The 17,722-nt window shown below is 60.2% G+C and carries 11 protein-coding genes; 8 read left to right on the top strand and 3 right to left on the bottom strand.

Going from position 1 to position 17,722, the window contains the following annotated elements; genetic code table 11:
- Positions 1-12: 12 nt before the first annotated feature.
- The 6 genes from dgcB to ACOI8A_RS14585 all read left to right on the top strand — a co-directional run bounded on the left by dgcB (position 13) and on the right by ACOI8A_RS14585 (position 11,789).
- On the top strand, positions 13-1,977 hold the full coding sequence (gene dgcB, locus ACOI8A_RS14560; protein ID WP_420647281.1) for a dimethylglycine demethylation protein DgcB: 1,965 nt from the start codon (positions 13-15) through the stop codon (positions 1,975-1,977).
- Positions 1,977-3,197: an electron transfer flavoprotein subunit alpha/FixB family protein gene (locus ACOI8A_RS14565; protein ID WP_420647280.1), complete on the top strand. Its 1,221-nt coding sequence runs from the start codon at positions 1,977-1,979 to the stop codon at positions 3,195-3,197. Before dgcB ends, ACOI8A_RS14565 begins: the two co-directional genes overlap by 1 nt.
- 9 nt (positions 3,198-3,206) lie before the next feature.
- A complete protein-coding gene (locus ACOI8A_RS14570; RefSeq protein WP_420647279.1) occupies positions 3,207-3,977 on the top strand; it encodes an electron transfer flavoprotein subunit beta in 771 nt (256 codons plus the stop codon).
- 1,028 nt (positions 3,978-5,005) lie between these two features.
- Positions 5,006-8,458 (top strand): GMC family oxidoreductase N-terminal domain-containing protein, encoded by a 3,453-nt coding sequence (locus ACOI8A_RS14575; protein ID WP_420647278.1) that lies wholly within the window; start codon positions 5,006-5,008, stop codon positions 8,456-8,458.
- Positions 8,459-8,650: 192 nt separating this feature from the next.
- Positions 8,651-10,519: a hypothetical protein gene (locus ACOI8A_RS14580; RefSeq protein WP_420647277.1), complete on the top strand. Its 1,869-nt coding sequence runs from the start codon at positions 8,651-8,653 to the stop codon at positions 10,517-10,519.
- 25 nt (positions 10,520-10,544) lie between these two features.
- Positions 10,545-11,789: a metallophosphoesterase family protein gene (locus tag ACOI8A_RS14585; protein ID WP_420647276.1), complete on the top strand. Its 1,245-nt coding sequence runs from the start codon at positions 10,545-10,547 to the stop codon at positions 11,787-11,789.
- A 95-nt stretch (positions 11,790-11,884) separates the two neighbouring features.
- Here ACOI8A_RS14585 and gbcA read toward each other — a convergent pair whose 3' ends face one another.
- On the bottom strand, positions 11,885-13,177 hold the full coding sequence (gbcA, locus tag ACOI8A_RS14590; protein ID WP_420647275.1) for a glycine-betaine demethylase subunit GbcA: 1,293 nt from the start codon (positions 13,175-13,177) through the stop codon (positions 11,885-11,887).
- A 283-nt stretch (positions 13,178-13,460) separates the two neighbouring features.
- On the opposite strand from gbcA, the gene gbcB reads away from it, so the two are divergent.
- Positions 13,461-14,561 carry a glycine-betaine demethylase subunit GbcB gene (gbcB, locus tag ACOI8A_RS14595; RefSeq protein WP_420647274.1) on the top strand — a complete coding sequence of 367 codons (1,101 nt, stop codon included), beginning with the start codon at positions 13,461-13,463 and terminating at the stop codon, positions 14,559-14,561.
- A 195-nt stretch (positions 14,562-14,756) separates the two neighbouring features.
- On the opposite strand, the gene ACOI8A_RS14600 is transcribed toward gbcB, so the two are convergent.
- Both ACOI8A_RS14600 and ACOI8A_RS14605 read right to left on the bottom strand, forming a co-directional pair.
- Positions 14,757-15,581 carry an SDR family oxidoreductase gene (locus ACOI8A_RS14600; RefSeq protein ID WP_420647273.1) on the bottom strand — a complete coding sequence of 275 codons (825 nt, stop codon included), beginning with the start codon at positions 15,579-15,581 and terminating at the stop codon, positions 14,757-14,759.
- A gap of 251 nt (positions 15,582-15,832) precedes the next feature.
- Entirely contained in the window at positions 15,833-16,873 is a 1,041-nt protein-coding gene (locus ACOI8A_RS14605; protein WP_420647272.1) for a low specificity L-threonine aldolase, read from the bottom strand.
- 128 nt (positions 16,874-17,001) lie between these two features.
- Here ACOI8A_RS14605 and ACOI8A_RS14610 point away from each other — a divergent pair, with 128 nt between their 5' ends.
- Entirely contained in the window at positions 17,002-17,709 is a 708-nt protein-coding gene (locus tag ACOI8A_RS14610; RefSeq protein ID WP_420647271.1) for a TraX family protein, read from the top strand.
- Positions 17,710-17,722 lie beyond the last annotated feature (13 nt).

The raw sequence follows: 17,722 nt of genomic DNA on the forward strand, positions 1-17,722 counted from the left end.
GGGAGCTTCACCATGTTGAACACCCTTCTTCCAATCCTGTTGTTCGCCGCCCTGGGCCTGGCTGTCCTCGGCGCGCTACGGCGGGTGGCCATGTGGCGTCGGGGTCGTGCCTCGAAGGTCGATCTGGTCGGCGGCCTGCTGGCCATGCCCAAGCGCTACATGGTCGATCTGCACCATGTCGTGGCGCGGGACAAATACATCGCCAACACTCACGTGGCAACGGCCGGCGGCGCAGTGGCGTCGATTGTGCTGGCGATTCTGGTTCATGGTTTCGGCCTGCATAACCGCATCCTCGGCTACGCGCTGCTGGTCATGTCAGCGGTGATGTTCGTCGGGGCGATCTTCGTTTATCTGCGTCGACGCCACCCGCCTTCGCGGCTGTCGAAAGGCCCGTGGATGCGCCTGCCGAAAAGCCTGCTGGCGTTCTCGGCGTCGTTCTTTCTGGTGACCTTGCCGGTGGCCGGGATTCTGCCGGAGAACTTCGGCGGCTGGTTGCTGGCGGCGATTCTCGGGGTGGGCGTGCTGTGGGGCGTGTCGGAATTGCTGTTCGGCATGACCTGGGGCGGGCCGATGAAACACGCCTTCGCTGGTGCCTTGCATCTGGCTTGGCACCGTCGCGCCGAGCGCTTTGGCGGCGGCCGTTCCACTGGTTTGAAACCGCTGGATCTCAACGATCCGACTGCGCCGCTGGGCGTTGAGAAACCCAAGGATTTCACCTGGAATCAGTTGCTCGGTTTCGACGCCTGCGTGCAATGCGGCAAGTGTGAAGCTGCATGCCCGGCGTTTGCCGCCGGCCAGCCGCTGAACCCGAAAAAACTGATTCAGGACATGGTGGTCGGCCTCGCGGGCGGCACCGATGCCAAGTTCGCCGGCAGTCCTTACCCTTCAATTAACGGCAGCGGAAAACCCGTCGGCGAACACAGTGGCAATCCGCACCAGCCAATCGTCAACGGCTTGGTCGATGCAGAGACATTGTGGTCATGCACCACCTGCCGCGCCTGTGTCGAAGAATGCCCGATGATGATCGAGCACGTCGATGCCATCGTCGACATGCGCCGTCACCTCACTCTGGAAAAAGGCGCAACCCCGAACAAGGGCGCCGAAGTCCTCGAAAACCTGATCGCCACCGACAACCCCGGCGGTTTCGCACCGGGTGGGCGGATGAACTGGGCAGCAGATCTGAGCCTCACTTTACTCAGCGAAAAGAAAGCCACCGACGTGTTGTTCTGGGTCGGCGACGGCGCGTTCGACATGCGCAACCAGCGCACCTTGCGCGCGTTCGTCAAAGTCCTGAAAGCGGCCAAAGTCGATTTCGCGGTGCTCGGTCTCGAAGAGCGTGACAGCGGTGATGTCGCTCGACGTCTCGGCGATGAAGCGACCTTCCAGTTACTCGCCAAGCGCAATATCCAGACCCTGGCCAAATACAGCTTCAACCGCATTGTCACCTGCGATCCGCACAGTTTTCATGTGCTGAAAAACGAGTACGGCGCCTTCGACGGCAACTACCTGGTGCAGCACCACAGCACCTACATGGCGGAAATCATCGGTGCAGGCGCGCTGAACCTCGGTCAGCACAAAGGCAGCAGCGTGACCTATCACGATCCGTGCTACCTCGGCCGCTACAACGGCGAATACGAGGCGCCGCGCGAAGTGCTGCGCGCCCTCGGCATCGAAGTGAAAGAGATGCAACGTTCCGGTTTCCGTTCGCGCTGCTGCGGTGGCGGTGGCGGGGCGCCGATTACCGACATTCCGGGCAAGCAGCGGATTCCTGACATGCGCATGGATGACATCCGCGAGACCGGCGCCGAACTGGTGGCAGTGGGTTGTCCACAGTGCACGGCGATGCTCGAAGGCGTGGTCGAACCGCGTCCGTTGATCAAGGACATTGCCGAGCTGGTGGCCGACGCGCTGCTCGAAGACGCTGCGCCAAACAAACCCGCCACCTCGGCCAAACGTGAACCTGCGGAGGCCCACTGATGAGCGACATTATCCGCCGCGACCCGCGCGCTGAATGGATCGCACGCAACCGTCTGCATCCGCTGCATGCGGCGATGCAACCGGCGCAACATAGCTGGATGGGGCCCAACGGCGTCATTCGCAAAAATCTGCACGGCATCGGTTTCATCGGGCCGAACGGCATCAAGCGGATTGATCGCAGCGGCGCGCAACAGGGCGGGGCGACTAAGCGTTCTGCCGCTGTGGAAGTGCAGTTGCCGCTGCATCAGGTGCCGGCGCCGGCGTTCTACATCAGCGTGGTGCCGGACATGGTTGGCGGCCGTTTGAGCAGTCATGATCGTGACTTGCTGGGTCTGGCGCATCAATTGGCTGGCAGCGATGGCGCGGTGTTGGCGGTGGTGTTTGGTGAACATAAAGAGAGCGCCTTCGCCACGGCCGGCGTTGATCGCTTGCTGGTACTCGAAGGCGAAGCATTCAGCGGTTATGCACCGGAGCAACGGGTGCAGGGTTTGCGGGCTGTGGATAATCAGTTCAGTCCGCGTCATTGGCTGCTGCCGGACAGTCGCAGTGGTGGCGGCGAACTCGGTCGCAGGTTTGCTGCGGCTATCGGCGAGCGCCCGGCGACACGGGTATGGCAGGTCAAGGATCAGGAGTGCATCGGACGGGCTGGCGCGGGGTTACAAGACTTGGCGCGTCCGGTCGCACGGCTCATTCTCGCATCCGCCGAATGTGCCGAGCCGGTCAGTGAAACGCGGCATGAAGCGCTGCCGGTAGAGTTATCCACAGGCGTCGCGCGCAGCTTGTCGCGGATCGAGGATCTCGGCGCAGTGGCGGTCGATCCGGGGGCGATTCCCATGGCCGAAGCCGAGTTCATCTTCTCCGGCGGCAATGGTGTTCGTGACTGGGAGCTTTTCCACAGGACTGCCGCAGCGTTGGGCGCCACCGAAGGCGCCTCACGCGTGGCGGTGGACGATGGCTTCATGGCCCGCGACCGCCAGGTCGGCGCGTCCGGCACCTGGGTCACCGCGCGGGTTTATGTGGCGGTGGGGATTTCCGGGGCGATTCAGCATCTGCAAGGCATCGGCGCCTGCGACAAAGTCGTGGCGATCAACCTTGATCCGGGCTGCGACATGATCAAACGTGCCGACTTGTCGGTGATCGGCGAGAGCGCGGAGATTCTTCAGGCCTTGATCGCCGCGGTAGAGGCTTACCGCAACGAAGCCAAGCGCGATGCGGCTTAAGGAACGCTTATGAACACGAAAATCATCAGTCTGGTTTCAATCGGTGCGCATCCGACTTCGGGTCGCCCACGTCGTGCCGAACAGGATGCGCGCGCCGTGGAGCTGGGCTTGCAACTGGCTGGGGATAACTTGCAGGTGCTGCATGCCGGTGATGTTGCGGAACCCGCGCTACGCGCCTACTTGGGCATGGGCCTTGAGCAGATGCATGTGCTGGAACAACCGGCTGGCGCAGATGCATTACCGGCGTTGACGGCTTATTTGCGTGAGGCTGGTGCTCAGGTGGTGCTGACCGGTAGCCAGGCAGAAACCGGTGAAGGCTCGGGGATGCTGCCGTTCCTGCTCGCCGAAGGGCTGGGGTGGCCGCTGGTGGTGGGTTTGGCGCAGGTTGAGTCGATCAGTGAGGGTTCGGCGCTGGTGCTGCAAGCATTGCCGCGCGGGCAACGACGGCGGTTGAAGGTGAAGCTGCCGTTTCTGGCGACTGTGGATAACGCAGCGCCCAAGCCTCGGCAGAGCGCTTACGGGCCGGCGCGGCGTGGGGTGTTGCAGGCTGATGATGTTGAGGTGGTGGATGACGAGTTGCTGGCGGTGGCCACGCTGCAACCGGCCAAACCACGACCCAAGCGCTTGAAAGTGATCAAAGCCAAAAGCGGCGCTGACCGGATGAAAGCCGCCACCGCTAAAGCCAGTGGCGGCGGGGGGCAGGTGCTTAAGGGTTTGAGTGCGGAGGCTGGTGCGGAGGCTATTCTCAAATTGTTGATTGAGGAAGGCGTTGTACGCTGAAGAGCCCCTCACCCTAGCCCTCTCCCGGAGGGAGAGGGGACTGACCGAGGGGGATTGGCCGGGTACATCGACCTGCGACTTCAGTGGTGGCCTTGGGTTGCCAGGATTCAATTGCCTTGCTTTAGCCAGTTTAAGGTCGCGGCGAACGCTCAGGTCGATGTACCTCGCAAGTTCACCACCGTAGGCCCCCTCTACCTCTGGGAGAGGGCTGGGGTGAGGGCAAGCAGATATCAAACCATCCACAAAGCTAAAAGTACCCACAATCTTTGTTGGCGCTTCTGTGGATAAGATGTTCGCTATTGTCTGAGAGCCATATATAACGTGGCTTTCAGTGTGCTGGTTGAAAAATGAGCAATCCACTCGATCAGCCCTGTAAACCTCGCCAAAGCTCTTATATCTCAAGGCCCTCAGCACTTTTCCACAGACACCCCAAAGTTACCCCCGATCTCTGTTGGTGCTTCTGTGGATAACGTGTTCGCTATCCTCTATAAGCCAAGTAGAACGGCGCTTTCAGAGCTTCGATCAAAAAATACTCAATCCACTCGGCAAACCCTCCTTCTGAATAAGTCACGCTTTTTCTACACATATCCACCGATTGATTTGCACGATACCCACAGTTGTCCCCATTACCTGAGGGTATCTATGTGGATAACTTGTACACCAAACCCTGCAACCCCCGCTGTATATAGTCCAAATCGCTATTGATCACATTTCATACAGTTCTAAACCCCTGCCTTGACTTAGATCCGACCGCTGTCTTCACTGCAATGGCACAAGGACAGCCGTCACTTATCCACATCTGGTTCAGGGAGAACGCGTGATGGATATCCCGCCACACAGCCCGCCCCCGATTCCCCGTCAGCGCACGTTGCGCCGCGCCGCCAATCAGCGCGCCCGCCTCTAGCTGCTCGATCACGTTCACATCGCTGTTCTGCCGCCGCGCATTGCCGGTGGCCAGGTGCCCGTTCGCCCATTGATTGCAGGCAACCGCAGAGTTGCCCTCATCTGCCTGATAGAGGAACTACCTCATGACCCGGATCGCTACGCCCATCAGCGCCATCAAAGAACACTACGACGTGATCGTCATCGGCTCCGGCTATGGCGGCGGCATTGCCGCTTCGCGCCTGTCCCGAGCGGGGAAAACGGTCTGCCTGCTGGAGCGCGGCCGGGAAATCCAGCCCGGCGAATACCCCAACACCATGATTGCCGCGACTGAAGAGCTGCAGGTGCACGACCCGGACGGGCATATTGGCTCACGCACCGGACTGTTCGACCTGCACGTCAATGCGCAGCAGAACGTGGTGGTCGGTTGCGGCCTCGGCGGCACGTCGCTGATCAATGCCAACGTCGCGCTGGAGCCGGAGCCGGGCGTGTTCGACGATCCGCGCTGGCCGCTGGAGGTGCGCGAACACCGCGACACGCTGCTCAAGGACGGCTACGCCCGCGCCCGGGAAATGCTCAAACCCAATCCATACCCGAGCACTGCGCCAAATCTGCCGAAACTCGATGCCAACAAAAAGTCTGCGGACTTTCTCAAGCAAGGCGCGCATTTCTACAAGCCGCCGATCAACGTGACCTTCGACAAACTGCCGAACAACCTCAACCACGTCGGCGTCGAGCAACTGCCGTGCAACCACTGCGGCGACTGCGTTTCGGGCTGTAACAACAAGGCCAAGAACACCACGCTGATGAATTACCTGCCGGACGCCAGCAACCATGGCGCGGAGATTTTCTGTCAGGCCCAGGTGCGCCATCTGGAGCGCGACGGTAACGGCTGGATCGTGCACTTTCAGTATCTGGACAGCGGCCGCGAGAAATTCGATGCGCCGACCTTGTTCGTCAAAGCCGACATTGTTGTGGTGTCGGCGGGGACCCTCGGCTCCACGGAAATTCTCCTGCGCTCGCGGGACAAAGGCCTGGCGATGTCGGCTCAGCTCGGCGAGAACATGAGCGGCAACGGTGACATCCTCGGCTTCGGCCACAACTGCGAACAGACCATCAACGGCATCGGTTTCGGCGCGCACCCGGCCAAGGAACTGCAGCCGGTCGGCCCGTGCATTACTTCGGTGATCGACATGCGTACCGAAGGCGACTGGCGCAGCCGCATGGTCATCGAGGAAGGCTCGATCCCCGGGGCACTCGGTCGGCCGATGGTGCCGGCGATGGCCGGTTTTGCCGAGATGATCGGCGAGCCAACCGACACAAGTTTCAGTGCCAAGGTGAAGTACAAGGAGCGCGAAGTCGAAAGCTTCTTGCGTGGCCCGTACTACGGCGCGCTGCACAACATGCAGACCTATCTGATCATGAGCCACGACAGCGGCAACGGCCGGATGCTGCTGGATAACAAGGATCAGCTGCGCATCGACTGGCCGGGCGTCGGCGAGCAGGAAAACGTCAAACTCGGCAACCAGCGTTTGCACCAGAGCACCGAGGCGCTGGGCGGGATCTGGGTGGAAAATCCGATCTGGACCAAGTTGCTCAAGCACAGCATCGTCTCGGTGCATCCGCTCGGTGGATGCGTGATGGGCGCGGACGCCGGGCAAGGCGTGGTCAATCACAAGGGCCAGGTGTTCAGCGGCGCCAGCGGCACCGATGTGTATGCCAATCTGTATGTGACCGACGGCGCGGTGATCCCGACGTCGCTGGCGGTCAATCCGCTGCTGACTATCTCCGCTGTCAGTGAGCGCAACATGGCTTTGCTCGCCGCTGATCGAGGCTGGCAAATCGACTACACCTTGCCGTCGGCGCCGCGCAAACCGGCAGTGCCGCCGACCCTTGGCGTGCAGTTCACCGAGACCATGAAAGGCTATTTCTCCGAGGCATTCACTGGCGCGCAGAGCACCGATCTTAAAGTCTATGAAGCCGCTGCCAAACGCGGTGAGGCGGACAATTCGCCGATCGATTTCACCCTGACCATCACCGCCAACGACCTGAACCGCATGATCAAGGAGCCGGAACACGCCGCAACCATCGTCGGCACGGTCATCGCTCCGGCGTTGTCGCCAGAGCCGCTGACCGCCAGCAACGGCGTGTTCAATCTGTTCGAACAATTCGAGGAGCAAGTCGATACGCGCCACATGAAGTACGACATGAAGCTGACCGCCGAGGACGGCAGCGACTACTTTTTCAGCGCGTTCAAAACCGTGCCGGAAGACAACGGCGTGCTGAACATCTGGCACGACACCAGCACCCTCTACGTAACGCTGTATCGCGGTTCGGACAAGTCCGGTGAAGTGATTGGCTCGGGGGTGATGCACATCAAACCGACCGATTTCGCCAAACAGATGACCACCATGAAAGTGCTCAACGCGCGCAACGAGCGTGAGCGTATCGAAGGGCTGGCGCGGTTCGGCAAGTTCTTTTCCGGGATTCTCTGGGAAAGTTACGGCGGGGTATTTGCCGGGGATATCTACTTCAACCCCGACGCACCGCCACGTCTGAAACGGCCGCTGGATGCGCCGACGCCGCAAGTGCATTTTTTCCCCACCGAGGACGGCGTCGAGCTGCGGCTGACCCGCTATCAGGCCGGCAGCAAAGGCCCGGTGATGCTGGTGCATGGGCTGGGCGTGGGTTCGAATATCTTCTCCACCGACACCATCCAGACCAATCTGCTGGAGTATCTGTGCAAGCACGACTACGACGTCTGGCTACTGGATTTCCGCGTGAGCATTCTGTTGCCGGCGAGCAAGAAGGAGTGCAACGGCGATCAGATCGCCCAGTACGACTTCAAGGCTGCGATCGCGCAGATTCAGCAACAGACGCAGGCCAAAGACGTGCAGTGCGTGGTGCATTGCTACGGCGCGACGACGTTTTTCATGTCGCTGCTGGCCGGCCTGCAAGGTGTGCGTTCGGTGGTGTGTTCGCAGATTGCCGCCGACACGGTGGTGGCGACTGCGACCGGGCTGAAGGCCGGATTGCACCTGCCGGGCATGCTCGATGCGATTGGTGTGAAGTCGATGACCGCTTACGCCGACACCAAGGAAAACTGGTTCAACAAGCTCTACGACAAGGCCCTCAACGGCTACGCGCGAATCGAAGCGCAGGGCTATTGCACCAACCCGGTCTGTCACCGCATCACCTTCATGTACGCCTCGCTGTACCGCCACGACACCCTGAATGAAACCCTGCACGACAACCTGCACGAGTTGTTCGGCGAGTCGAATATTCAGACTTTCGAGCACTTGGCGTTGATCGTGCGCAAAGGCCATTTGGTGGATTTCAAAGGCCAGGATGTGTACATGCCGCACTTCGAACGGCTGAGCATGCCGATCTGCTTTATCAGCGGCGCCGACAATCAGTGTTATCTGCCGGAAAGCACGCTGAAGACTTACCAGCGCGTTTGCGATGTCCATGGACCTGAGCGCTACAGCCGGCATGTGGTGCCAGGCTACGGGCATATCGACTGCATGTTCGGCAAGAACGCAGTGGTCGATGTCTACCCGATCATCCTTGAACACCTGGAGAAAACGGCCCTCGGCTGATGGTGTTTTACCTGTGGCGAGGGAGCTTGCTCCCGCTGGGCTGCGAAGCGGCCCCGAAACCAGACGGTGCGGTCGTTCAGAAAGACCGTGAGCATCGATTTACGACTGCTGCGCAGCCGAGCGGGAGCAAGCTCCCTCGCCACAAAAGCCATCAAGGTGTCTTCTTTAGGTCATTGCAAGGACAAGGACAATATGGACAGCTACATCCGCTGGTTTCAACGCTTCATCTGGATCGGCATCGCCATGAACATGGTGTTCGCGATCCCTGCGCTGTTCGCGCCGGGGTTGCTCACTTCGGTGGTCGGCCTGCCGCCGCAACTCTCCGACCCATGGCTGGAAAACGCCGGGATGCTGCTGGTAGGCATCAGCGTGTTGTACATGCCGTCGGGCTTCAATGCGCCGCGCTACGTGGTGCATTCATGGCTGTGCGTACTGACGCGCTTGATCGCCGTGGCGTTCTGGATTTACCTGATCAACACCAGCAGCCAGGGTTCGGTATTTGTGCCGATGCTGATGGGTGATCTGAGCTTTTTCCTGATCCTCGGCATCCTGCTGTACCTGGGCAACACACCGGCCAATCGGCCCGTGGCGTTGCTGTGTGATGGCTGGCGTGAATGGCGCGCCGGTTGGGCGCGGCGTTGGCAGAGTCATGCGTTCAAGGTTGGAACTCTGGTCGTGGTGTTGCTGCTGGGATTCATCGGCTACCAGACCTGGTATCAGATGCTGCGCGTGGTGCCGGAGCAGGAATACGCCTCCGACGAGGACCACTACAAATACGCCGCTATCGGTCTCGGTATTGAGGCGCGAATCCCGTATTACCTGTTCGCTGTGCTGCCGCAGATGTGCCCGGAAAAAATGCCCAAACCCGGCGGCTGGGAAGTCTTCGGTTTCCTGTTCGAGAATGGCAAAGACCTGCCGATCGGCATGGCCAAGCGACAGATTGGCTACCCGACGGTCGAGCCGAACTGCGCGTTGTGCCACACCGGCTCCTATCGCGCGAATTCCAGCGACGTCGCAGTGAATGTCGCCAGTGCACCGGCCAACACCCTGCAACTGCAAGCCTTCCAGTGGTTCGCCTACGATTGCGCCAGCGATCCGAAATTCACCACTGACGCACTCATGACAGCGATCAATGCCAAGTTCCAGTTGGGCTTCTTCGAGCGCCTCTACAACCGCTACCTGATCATGCCGATGGCGAAAAGCGCGCTGCTCAAACAGAAGCAAGCCTACGCCTGGCAGAAGCTGCGCCCGCAACAGGGCCCGGGGCGTACCGACACCTTCAACCCGACGAAAATGGTGGTGTTCGGCTTCCCGGATGACTCGACCATCGGCACCGTCGATCTGCCGCAAGTGTGGAACCAGAAACCCCGCGAATCGATGTACCTGCACTGGGACGGCAATAACAACAAGATCCACGAACGCAATTACGCCGCCGCGATGGCCGTCGGTGCAACGCCGGAATCGGTGCTGCCGCCGAGCTTCAACCGCGTGACCAATTGGCTGCTTGGGCGCAAACCTCCGGCGTGGCCGTGGGCGCTGGATCAAGCCAAAGTCGCGCAAGGCAAACCGATCTGGGAAAGCAACTGCGCCGGTTGTCACGACTTCGGCCGTGCCGACACCGGACAAGTGACCACTAACATCGATCAGTTGGGCACCGATCCGCACCGGCTCAATTCCTTTACCACCGGGCTGGTCGCGGCGTTCCACAGCTTCAAGAAACCGCCGTTCGATTTTGGCGCGTACCGCAAGACCCAGAGCTATAGCAACACGCCCACCGATGGTATCTGGCTGCGCGCGCCGTACCTGCACAACGGCTCGGTGCCGACCCTGTGGGACTTGCTGCAAACACCGGACAAACGCCCGCAGGCGTTCATCACCGGCTCGGACATCTACGACCCGGTCAACGTCGGTTTCGTCAGCAGCGGCGCCCAGGCCAAAGCCTCGGCCGACTTCAACTACGACACGCGCCAAGAGGGCAACCACAACAGCGGTCACCTGTACGGCACGCAATTGTCGGACGTCGACAAACGCGCGCTGATCGAATTCATGAAAACCCTGTGAACCCTTACGGATAGAGGAATGCGCCATGTCACTGGTCAGTCATTGGGAACACGAATACGACAAGGTCAAATTGCGTCTGCACGGCTTGTTCACGCGCATGGAAATGGCCTGGATGAAGCTCATCAGCGAACTCGAACCGGAGGAGTTCAAGGCGATCATCGGGCTGCTGCAGCGCGGTCACGATCAGGCTCACTACGTGCTCAAACATGGCGAGTTGCCCGACGACGAGCCGAGCGTGCCGTGGGAGCTGGCCCACGGCTTGTCGATCCTGCGCATCGGCAATGCCACGCCGTTGCCGCAATCCACCGCCGAGTTGCAAACCCGCGTACTCAAGGACGGCAGTCTGCTCGGCTGTCGCAAGTGGGAGTTGCTTGATCTGCTGTGGAGTGAAGCGCTGCTGAAGTGGATCGAAAACCTGCGCCATCACGCGACCTTTGGCACCGATCCGGCGCTGGTGAAAATGGATCGCGAAGTGACGCTGGCCATCGCCGGAGATTGGGGCACCGGCCCATTCGACAGCCACGCGCCAGCGGTGTCGGTGGCCAATCAGATGCAACTCGCCCAGGCCGATTTCACCGTGCATCTGGGGGATGTGTATTACGCCGGCAGTCATTCTCAGGAAGACGTCGACATGGCCGGTTGGCCGATGGGCACCCATGGCTCGTTCACCCTCAATTCCAACCACGAGATGTACAGCGGCGCCCACGGTTATTTCAAGGAATTGGCCAAGCGTTTTCCGGGGCAGCAGGGCACCAGTTACTTTGCGCTGTACAACGATGACTGGCTGGTGGTCGGACTGGATTCGGCCTATGCCTCAGACGCCCTGAATCTGTACATGGACGGCACGCTCAACGAGCCGCAGATCGAGTGGATGAAGGGGTTGCCGAAACGCAAAAAAATCATGGTGCTCAGCCACCATCAGGGCTTCGACATTTCCGGGCACAACAAGACTGCGCTGTATCAACCAGTGTGTGATGCGCTGGGGCGTGAGCCGGATTACTGGTATTGGGGACATCTGCATAACGGCATTGTTTACGCGCAGCAGGGCGGGTTGCAGGCACGCTGTGCCGGGCACGGGGCGATTCCCTACGGCAACGCCAGTGAACTGGACGGGCATTTGCGGGTGTTGTGGTCGGAGACACAGAGTGCGAAGGACCCGGCATATCCGGATCGAGTGTTGAATGGATACGCGAAGATCAGGTTGGTGGGGGAGGAGATTTTTGAGGAGTTTATTGGCGAGGATGGCTCGGTGAGGTGGTCATCACAATGATGTGAAAACTGGCGCGGCCTCTTCGCGAGCAAGCTCGCTCCCACATTGGAATGCATTTCCCTGTGGGAGCGAGCTTGCTCGCGATGCTTTTGCTTTTAGCCCTGGGCTGGAACACCTTTGAGGTAAGGCGCAGGCTCGGCGCCCAGATTGCTCAGCAACCGCTCGCTGTACCAATCGACGAAATTCACCACGCCGAACTCATAGGTCTTCGAGTACGGCCCCGGCTGGTAGGCGGTGGAGTTGATGCCGCGCTGGTTTTCTTCGGCCAGACGGCGGTCCTGATCGTTGGTGGCGTCCCACACCTGGCGCATGCGTTCGACGTCGTAATCCACGCCTTCAACCGCGTCCTTGTGCACGATCCATTTGGTGGTGACCATGGTTTCCTGCGCGCTGATCGGCCACACGGTGAAGACGATGATGTGGTCGCCCATGCAATGGTTCCACGAGTGTGGCAGGTGCAGGATGCGCATCGAACCGAGGTCCGGGTTCTTGATCCGCCCCATCAGTTTGGCGCAGCCCTGTTTGCCGTCGAGGGTCATCGACACGGTGCCTTTGAGCAGCGGCATGCGCACGATGCGGTTGCGCAGGCCGAAACTGGCGTGCGCATAAGGGATTTTCTCGGCTTCCCAAGAGGCAGCGGAAGCGGCGACGTGATCCTTGAACGCCTGATCGGCGCGCGGGTCGGTGACGTCGTCCCATTCGAGCAGGGTCTTGAGCAATTCCGGGTGCGACGCGTTGCAGTGGTAGCACTCGCGATTGTTTTCCAGCACCAGTTTCCAGTTGGCTTTTTCCATCAAGGTGGTGGTAATCGCCACCTTGGTGTTCTCCATGTCGTACGGTTCCATGTAGTGGTTCAGCGTCGACAGGAAGTCATCGATGGCCGGTGGATTCTCCGCCAGGCTGATGAAGATGTAGCCGCCGGCCGTCTTCACGTTCACCGGTTTCAGGCCGTATTGCTTCATGTCAAAGTCGGCGCCCATTTCGGTGCCGGCGAACAGCAGGCGGCCGTCCAGCTCATACGTCCACTGGTGGTAATGGCAGACCAGTTTGGCGACCTTGCCTTTCTCACTGGTGCACAGGCGCGAGCCACGGTGGCGGCAGACGTTGTGGAACGCATGCACCACGCCCTCGGCGCCGCGAATCACGATGATCGGGTTCTTGCCGATCTGCAGCGTCAGGTAGTTGCCCTTGGCCGGGATCTCGCAGGTCATGCCGGCGATCAACCATTCTTTCTGGAAGATCTCCTGCATGTCGATATCGAACAGGCGCTCGTCACTGTAGAACGGCTGCGGCAGCGAAAAGGTGCGTTCGCGCTCTTGCAGCATTTGTGCGGTGGCCTTGCGTGCGGGTTCCAGCGGATCGCCCAGGCTGATTTTTGCGGTGTCCATCGATGTGATCCTCAAGGCCATTCTGTGTGGCCGGCGAAAGTGGCTGATCAGAGCTGCAACGCAAGGTGTAAAGAATCTGTTTTGTCTGGAGCCGAGTGTGGGGCCGGCGCGGGCGCGAACCTTATCCATGGGCGACATGATGCAATCTGTTCCCGACGCGCAACCCCCGGTGGCTGGGGGCTGGTCGCGATAAGTATGTCAATGTCGCGGATAGGTAAACGGGCCGTCTGCGCTATACGCAGAATCGCCACATGAAGGCCGACAGTCGGCCGTGGAGAACAGCATGTCCAACAGCTTCCTGAATCCGGTCACCACACAGACCTGGGCCAATGGCCGACACATCGTCCGTTGCGTCAAAGTCATCCAGGAAACCTGGGACGTGCGCACCTTCTGTTTCATGGCCGATCAGCCGATTCTGTTCTTCTTCAAACCGGGGCAGTTCGTCACCCTCGAGCTGGAAATCGAAGGCCAGCCGATCATGCGCTCTTACACGATTTCCAGTTCGCCGTCGGTGCCGTACAGCTTTTCGGTGACCATCAAGCGGGTGCCGGGCGGCAAGGTGTCCAACTGGCTGCACGACACGCTGCATGAAGGCCAGGAGCTGGCAGTGCACGGGCCGGTCGGGCTGTTCAACGCGATGGACTTCCCCAGTCCGAAAGTCCTCTACCTGAGCGGCGGCGTGGGCATCACCCCGTGCATGTCGATGGCGCGCTGGTTCTACGACACCAACGCCAACGTCGACATGACCTTTGTCCACAGCGCGCGCTCACCGAAAGACATCATTTACCACCGCGAGCTGGAACACATGGCGTCGCGGATCGACAACTTCAGCCTGCACCTGATCTGCGAGAAGCACGGTCTGGGCGAGCCGTGGGCCGGCTATCGCGGTTATCTGAATCACAAGATGCTCGAACTGATGGTGCCGGACTTCCTCGAGCGTGAAGTGTTCTGCTGCGGGCCGACGCCTTACATGACCGCGGTCAAGCGCTTGCTGGAAAACGCTGGTTACGACATGAAGCGTTATCACGAGGAGTCCTTCGGCGCGACACCGCCAGAGGCGCGTGCCGACGCGGTGGAACAGGCCGAACAGGCGGCAGACGCTCCGGAAGTACCGGCGGCGGATCTGCATCTTGTGGAGTTCACATCTTCGGACAAGAGCATTCGGGTGGCACCGGGCGAGACCGTGCATGCGGCGGCGGCCAAGGTCGGGCTGTTGATTCCGAAGGCTTGCGGGATGGGGATTTGCGGGACGTGCAAGGTGTTGAAGTTGGGCGGGGAGGTGGAAATGGAGCATAACGGCGGGATTACTGAGGATGATGAGGCTGAGGGGTACATTCTTTCTTGCTGCAGTGTGCCTAAAGGGGATGTGCGGATCGATTTCTGACCGGAGGTGAGGCTAACTCCTGCGCCAGGCTCACCCCTCACCCCTCACCCCAGCCCTCTCCCGAGGGAGAGGGAGCCGATCTGTATGCTTTTCAGATCCTGAGTTCGACTCGGTATTTCACGTCGGGGTACCTCAAATAAACACCTCGGTCAGTTCCCTCTCCCTCTGGGAGAGGGCTAGGGTGAGGGGCTTTTTTCAGTCGATGAACAGATCCGGCATTAGTGCCGCCTCGCTTTCCCGTTCAAAGCGGTAATGATCGAACTCGGTCGCACCGTCTTCCCGCAGGATTTCTTCATCAATCAACAACCGCCCGGTAATCCCCCGCCCGACGCTATTCAAAACCACATAAGCCGCATCCGCCATGATCTGCGGCGTGCGCGCATGCTTGAACGACTCTCTGCTCCCCAACTGAAACTCGATCGCCGCCGTGGCAATCATGGTCTGCGGCCACAGCGAATTCACGCTGATTCCGTAATTGGCGAACTCTTCACTCATCCCCAGCGTCAGCATGCTCATGCCGTATTTGGTTACCGTGTAAGGGCTGTACTGCGCAAACCATTTGTTCGCCAGATTCAGCGGCGGCGACAGGTTGATAATGTGCCCGGAGGATTTCTTCAGGTAGGGCAGGGCGGCTTGACTGCACAGCAACACCGCACGGGTGTTGATCTGGTGCATCAGGTCGAAGCGCTTGAGTTCGATGTGTTGCACGCCGGTCAACTTGATCGCCCCGGCATTGTTCACCAGCGCATCAATTGCGCCGAAATGCTCATTGGCCTGGGCTAGCGCCTGGCGTACCGCGGCTTCATCACGCACATCCAGTTGCAGCGCCAGAGCCTTGCCGCCAGCGGCTTCGACCTCCGCAGCCACGCTGTGGATGGTGCCGGGCAACTTGGGGTGCGGCTCGGCGCTCTTGGCCGCAATCACGATATTCGCCCCGTCCTTGGCGGCGCGCAGCGCAATCTCACGCCCGATGCCACGGCTGGCGCCGGTGATGAACAGGGTTTTGCCTTTTAGCGACATGCCGATGCTCCTGCTTATTGTTCTGTGAGCGAAGGGCTCGACAGACAATGTAGACCAAGAGGCTGATGCGGCAGGAATGGCTTTGAACTTGTGGCGAGGGGATTTTGTGACGAGGGGATTTATCCCCGTTGGGCTGCGAAGCGGCCCCAAATCCAGAGACCGCGGTTTTGTCAGGAAATACCGCGTTCTCTGGTTTTACGACGGCTTCGCCGCCGAACGGGGATAAATCCCCTCGCCACAGGGGATCGGCGTTAAGCGGACATTACTTCGCGGATATCACGCGCCAGTTCGCGCACGCGTTCTTCTTCGGTGTCCCACGAGCACATGAAGCGTGCGCCGCCCTTGCCGATGAAGGTGTAGAAACGCCAGCCGCGTGCGGTCAGGGCGGCGATGGCCGGTTCCGAGAGTTGCAGGAACACGCCGTTGGCCTGCACCGGGAACATCAGTTCGACGCCCGGAATGTCGCTGACCAGTTCGGCCAGCAATTGCGCGCAGTGGTTGGCGTGGCGCGCGTATTTGAGCCAGGCGTCGTTTTCGAGGATGCCGACCCACGGTGCCGACAGGAAGCGCATCTTCGAGGCGAGTTGCCCGGCCTGTTTGCAGCGGTAATCGAAGTCTTCCGCCAGTTTGTGGTTGAAGAACAAAATGGCTTCACCGACCGCCATGCCGTTTTTCGTGCCGCCAAAGCACAGCACATCGACGCCTGCCTTCCACGTCAGGTCGGCAGGCGAACAGCCGAGGAATGCGCAGGCGTTGGAGAAGCGTGCGCCGTCCATGTGCAGGTTCAGGCCCAGCTCTTTGCAGGTGGCGCTGATGGCGCGGATTTCTTCCGGGGTATAAACGCTGCCGACCTCGGTGGCCTGGGTCAGGGTCACGACGCGCGGTTTCGGGTAGTGAATGTCCTGGCGTTTGAGCGCGACTTCGCGGATCGAGGCCGGGGTGATCTTGCCGTTTTCAGTGCCGGCGATCAGCAGTTTCGAGCCGTTGGAGAAGAATTCCGGCGCGCCGCATTCGTCGGTTTCGACGTGGGCGGTTTCCGAGCAGATCACGCTGTGGTAACTCTGGCACAGCGACGAAAGGGCCAGCGAATTGGCGGCGGTGCCGTTGAAGGCGAAGAACACTTCGCAGTCGGTATCGAACAGTTTGCGGAAATCATCCGAGGCGCGTGCGGTCCATTCATCGTCGCCATAAGCGCGTTGGTGGCCGTGGTTGGCCTGTTCCATGGCGGCCCAGGCTTCCGGGCAGATACCCGAATAGTTGTCGCTGGCGAATTGTTGGCTCTTGTCGGTCATGGCCGGCTTCCGTGATCGAGGCGCTTGTGGCGCTTCGTTTGGTCAATGATGGTGCGCACTTTACCGAAGATCATCCGGGGAGCACACGAGATGTCGCTGACAGAACATTACAGGGACGCGAGGCGATTATGCACCTGAGCCAACGCGACGGCGCGCTCGATCTGCTCAAGTGGCTGGCGCTGTTGAGCATGCTGCTCGATCACCTGCGATATGTCGGGATCAGCGCCGATTGGCTGTTTGTGCCGGGACGTCTGGCGTTTCCGTGGTTTTGTCTGGCAATGGCGGCAAATCTGGCCCGGGCCGGCGCGCGCAAGACCGAGTGGCGTTATCTGGGCTGGTTGCTGGTGTTCAGCGCGCTCAGCGAGATTCCGTATCGGTTGTACATTCCTGATCCCGACACGTTGAACGTCATGCCGACGCTGGCGTTGGGCTTGATGGTCGCACGGGGCTGGCAGGATCGGGCATGGCCATCGCGTTTGCTGGCGGTCGGAGCTTTGCTGTTGGCGGCGCTGTTCCCGGAGCGACTGATGTTCGGTTTCTTCGGAGTGCTGCTGCCGTTGGCGATGTTGCTGGTGATTCGCAAACCCTGGTATTTCAGTCTGCTGCCGGGTGCGATCTGTCTGGCGGCAAATCAATGGCAGGTGCTGTTGGAATCGGCACAGTTCGGCAATAGCGTCGCAATCCTCGGCCTCGGCGCATGCCTGTTCGCGCCACTGCTCGGAATGTTCCTGTTGCGACATGCCACATCCGTGCACCCGCCAGCCATGCGCCGCTGGGCGTACGCGCTGTATCCCGCGCATTTCCTGATCCTCCTGGCCGTGCGCTCAACCCTGTAGGAGCTGCCACAGG

Source organism: Pseudomonas sp. P4795, assembly GCF_048822895.1.
Taxonomy (GTDB): Bacteria; Pseudomonadota; Gammaproteobacteria; order Pseudomonadales; family Pseudomonadaceae; genus Aquipseudomonas.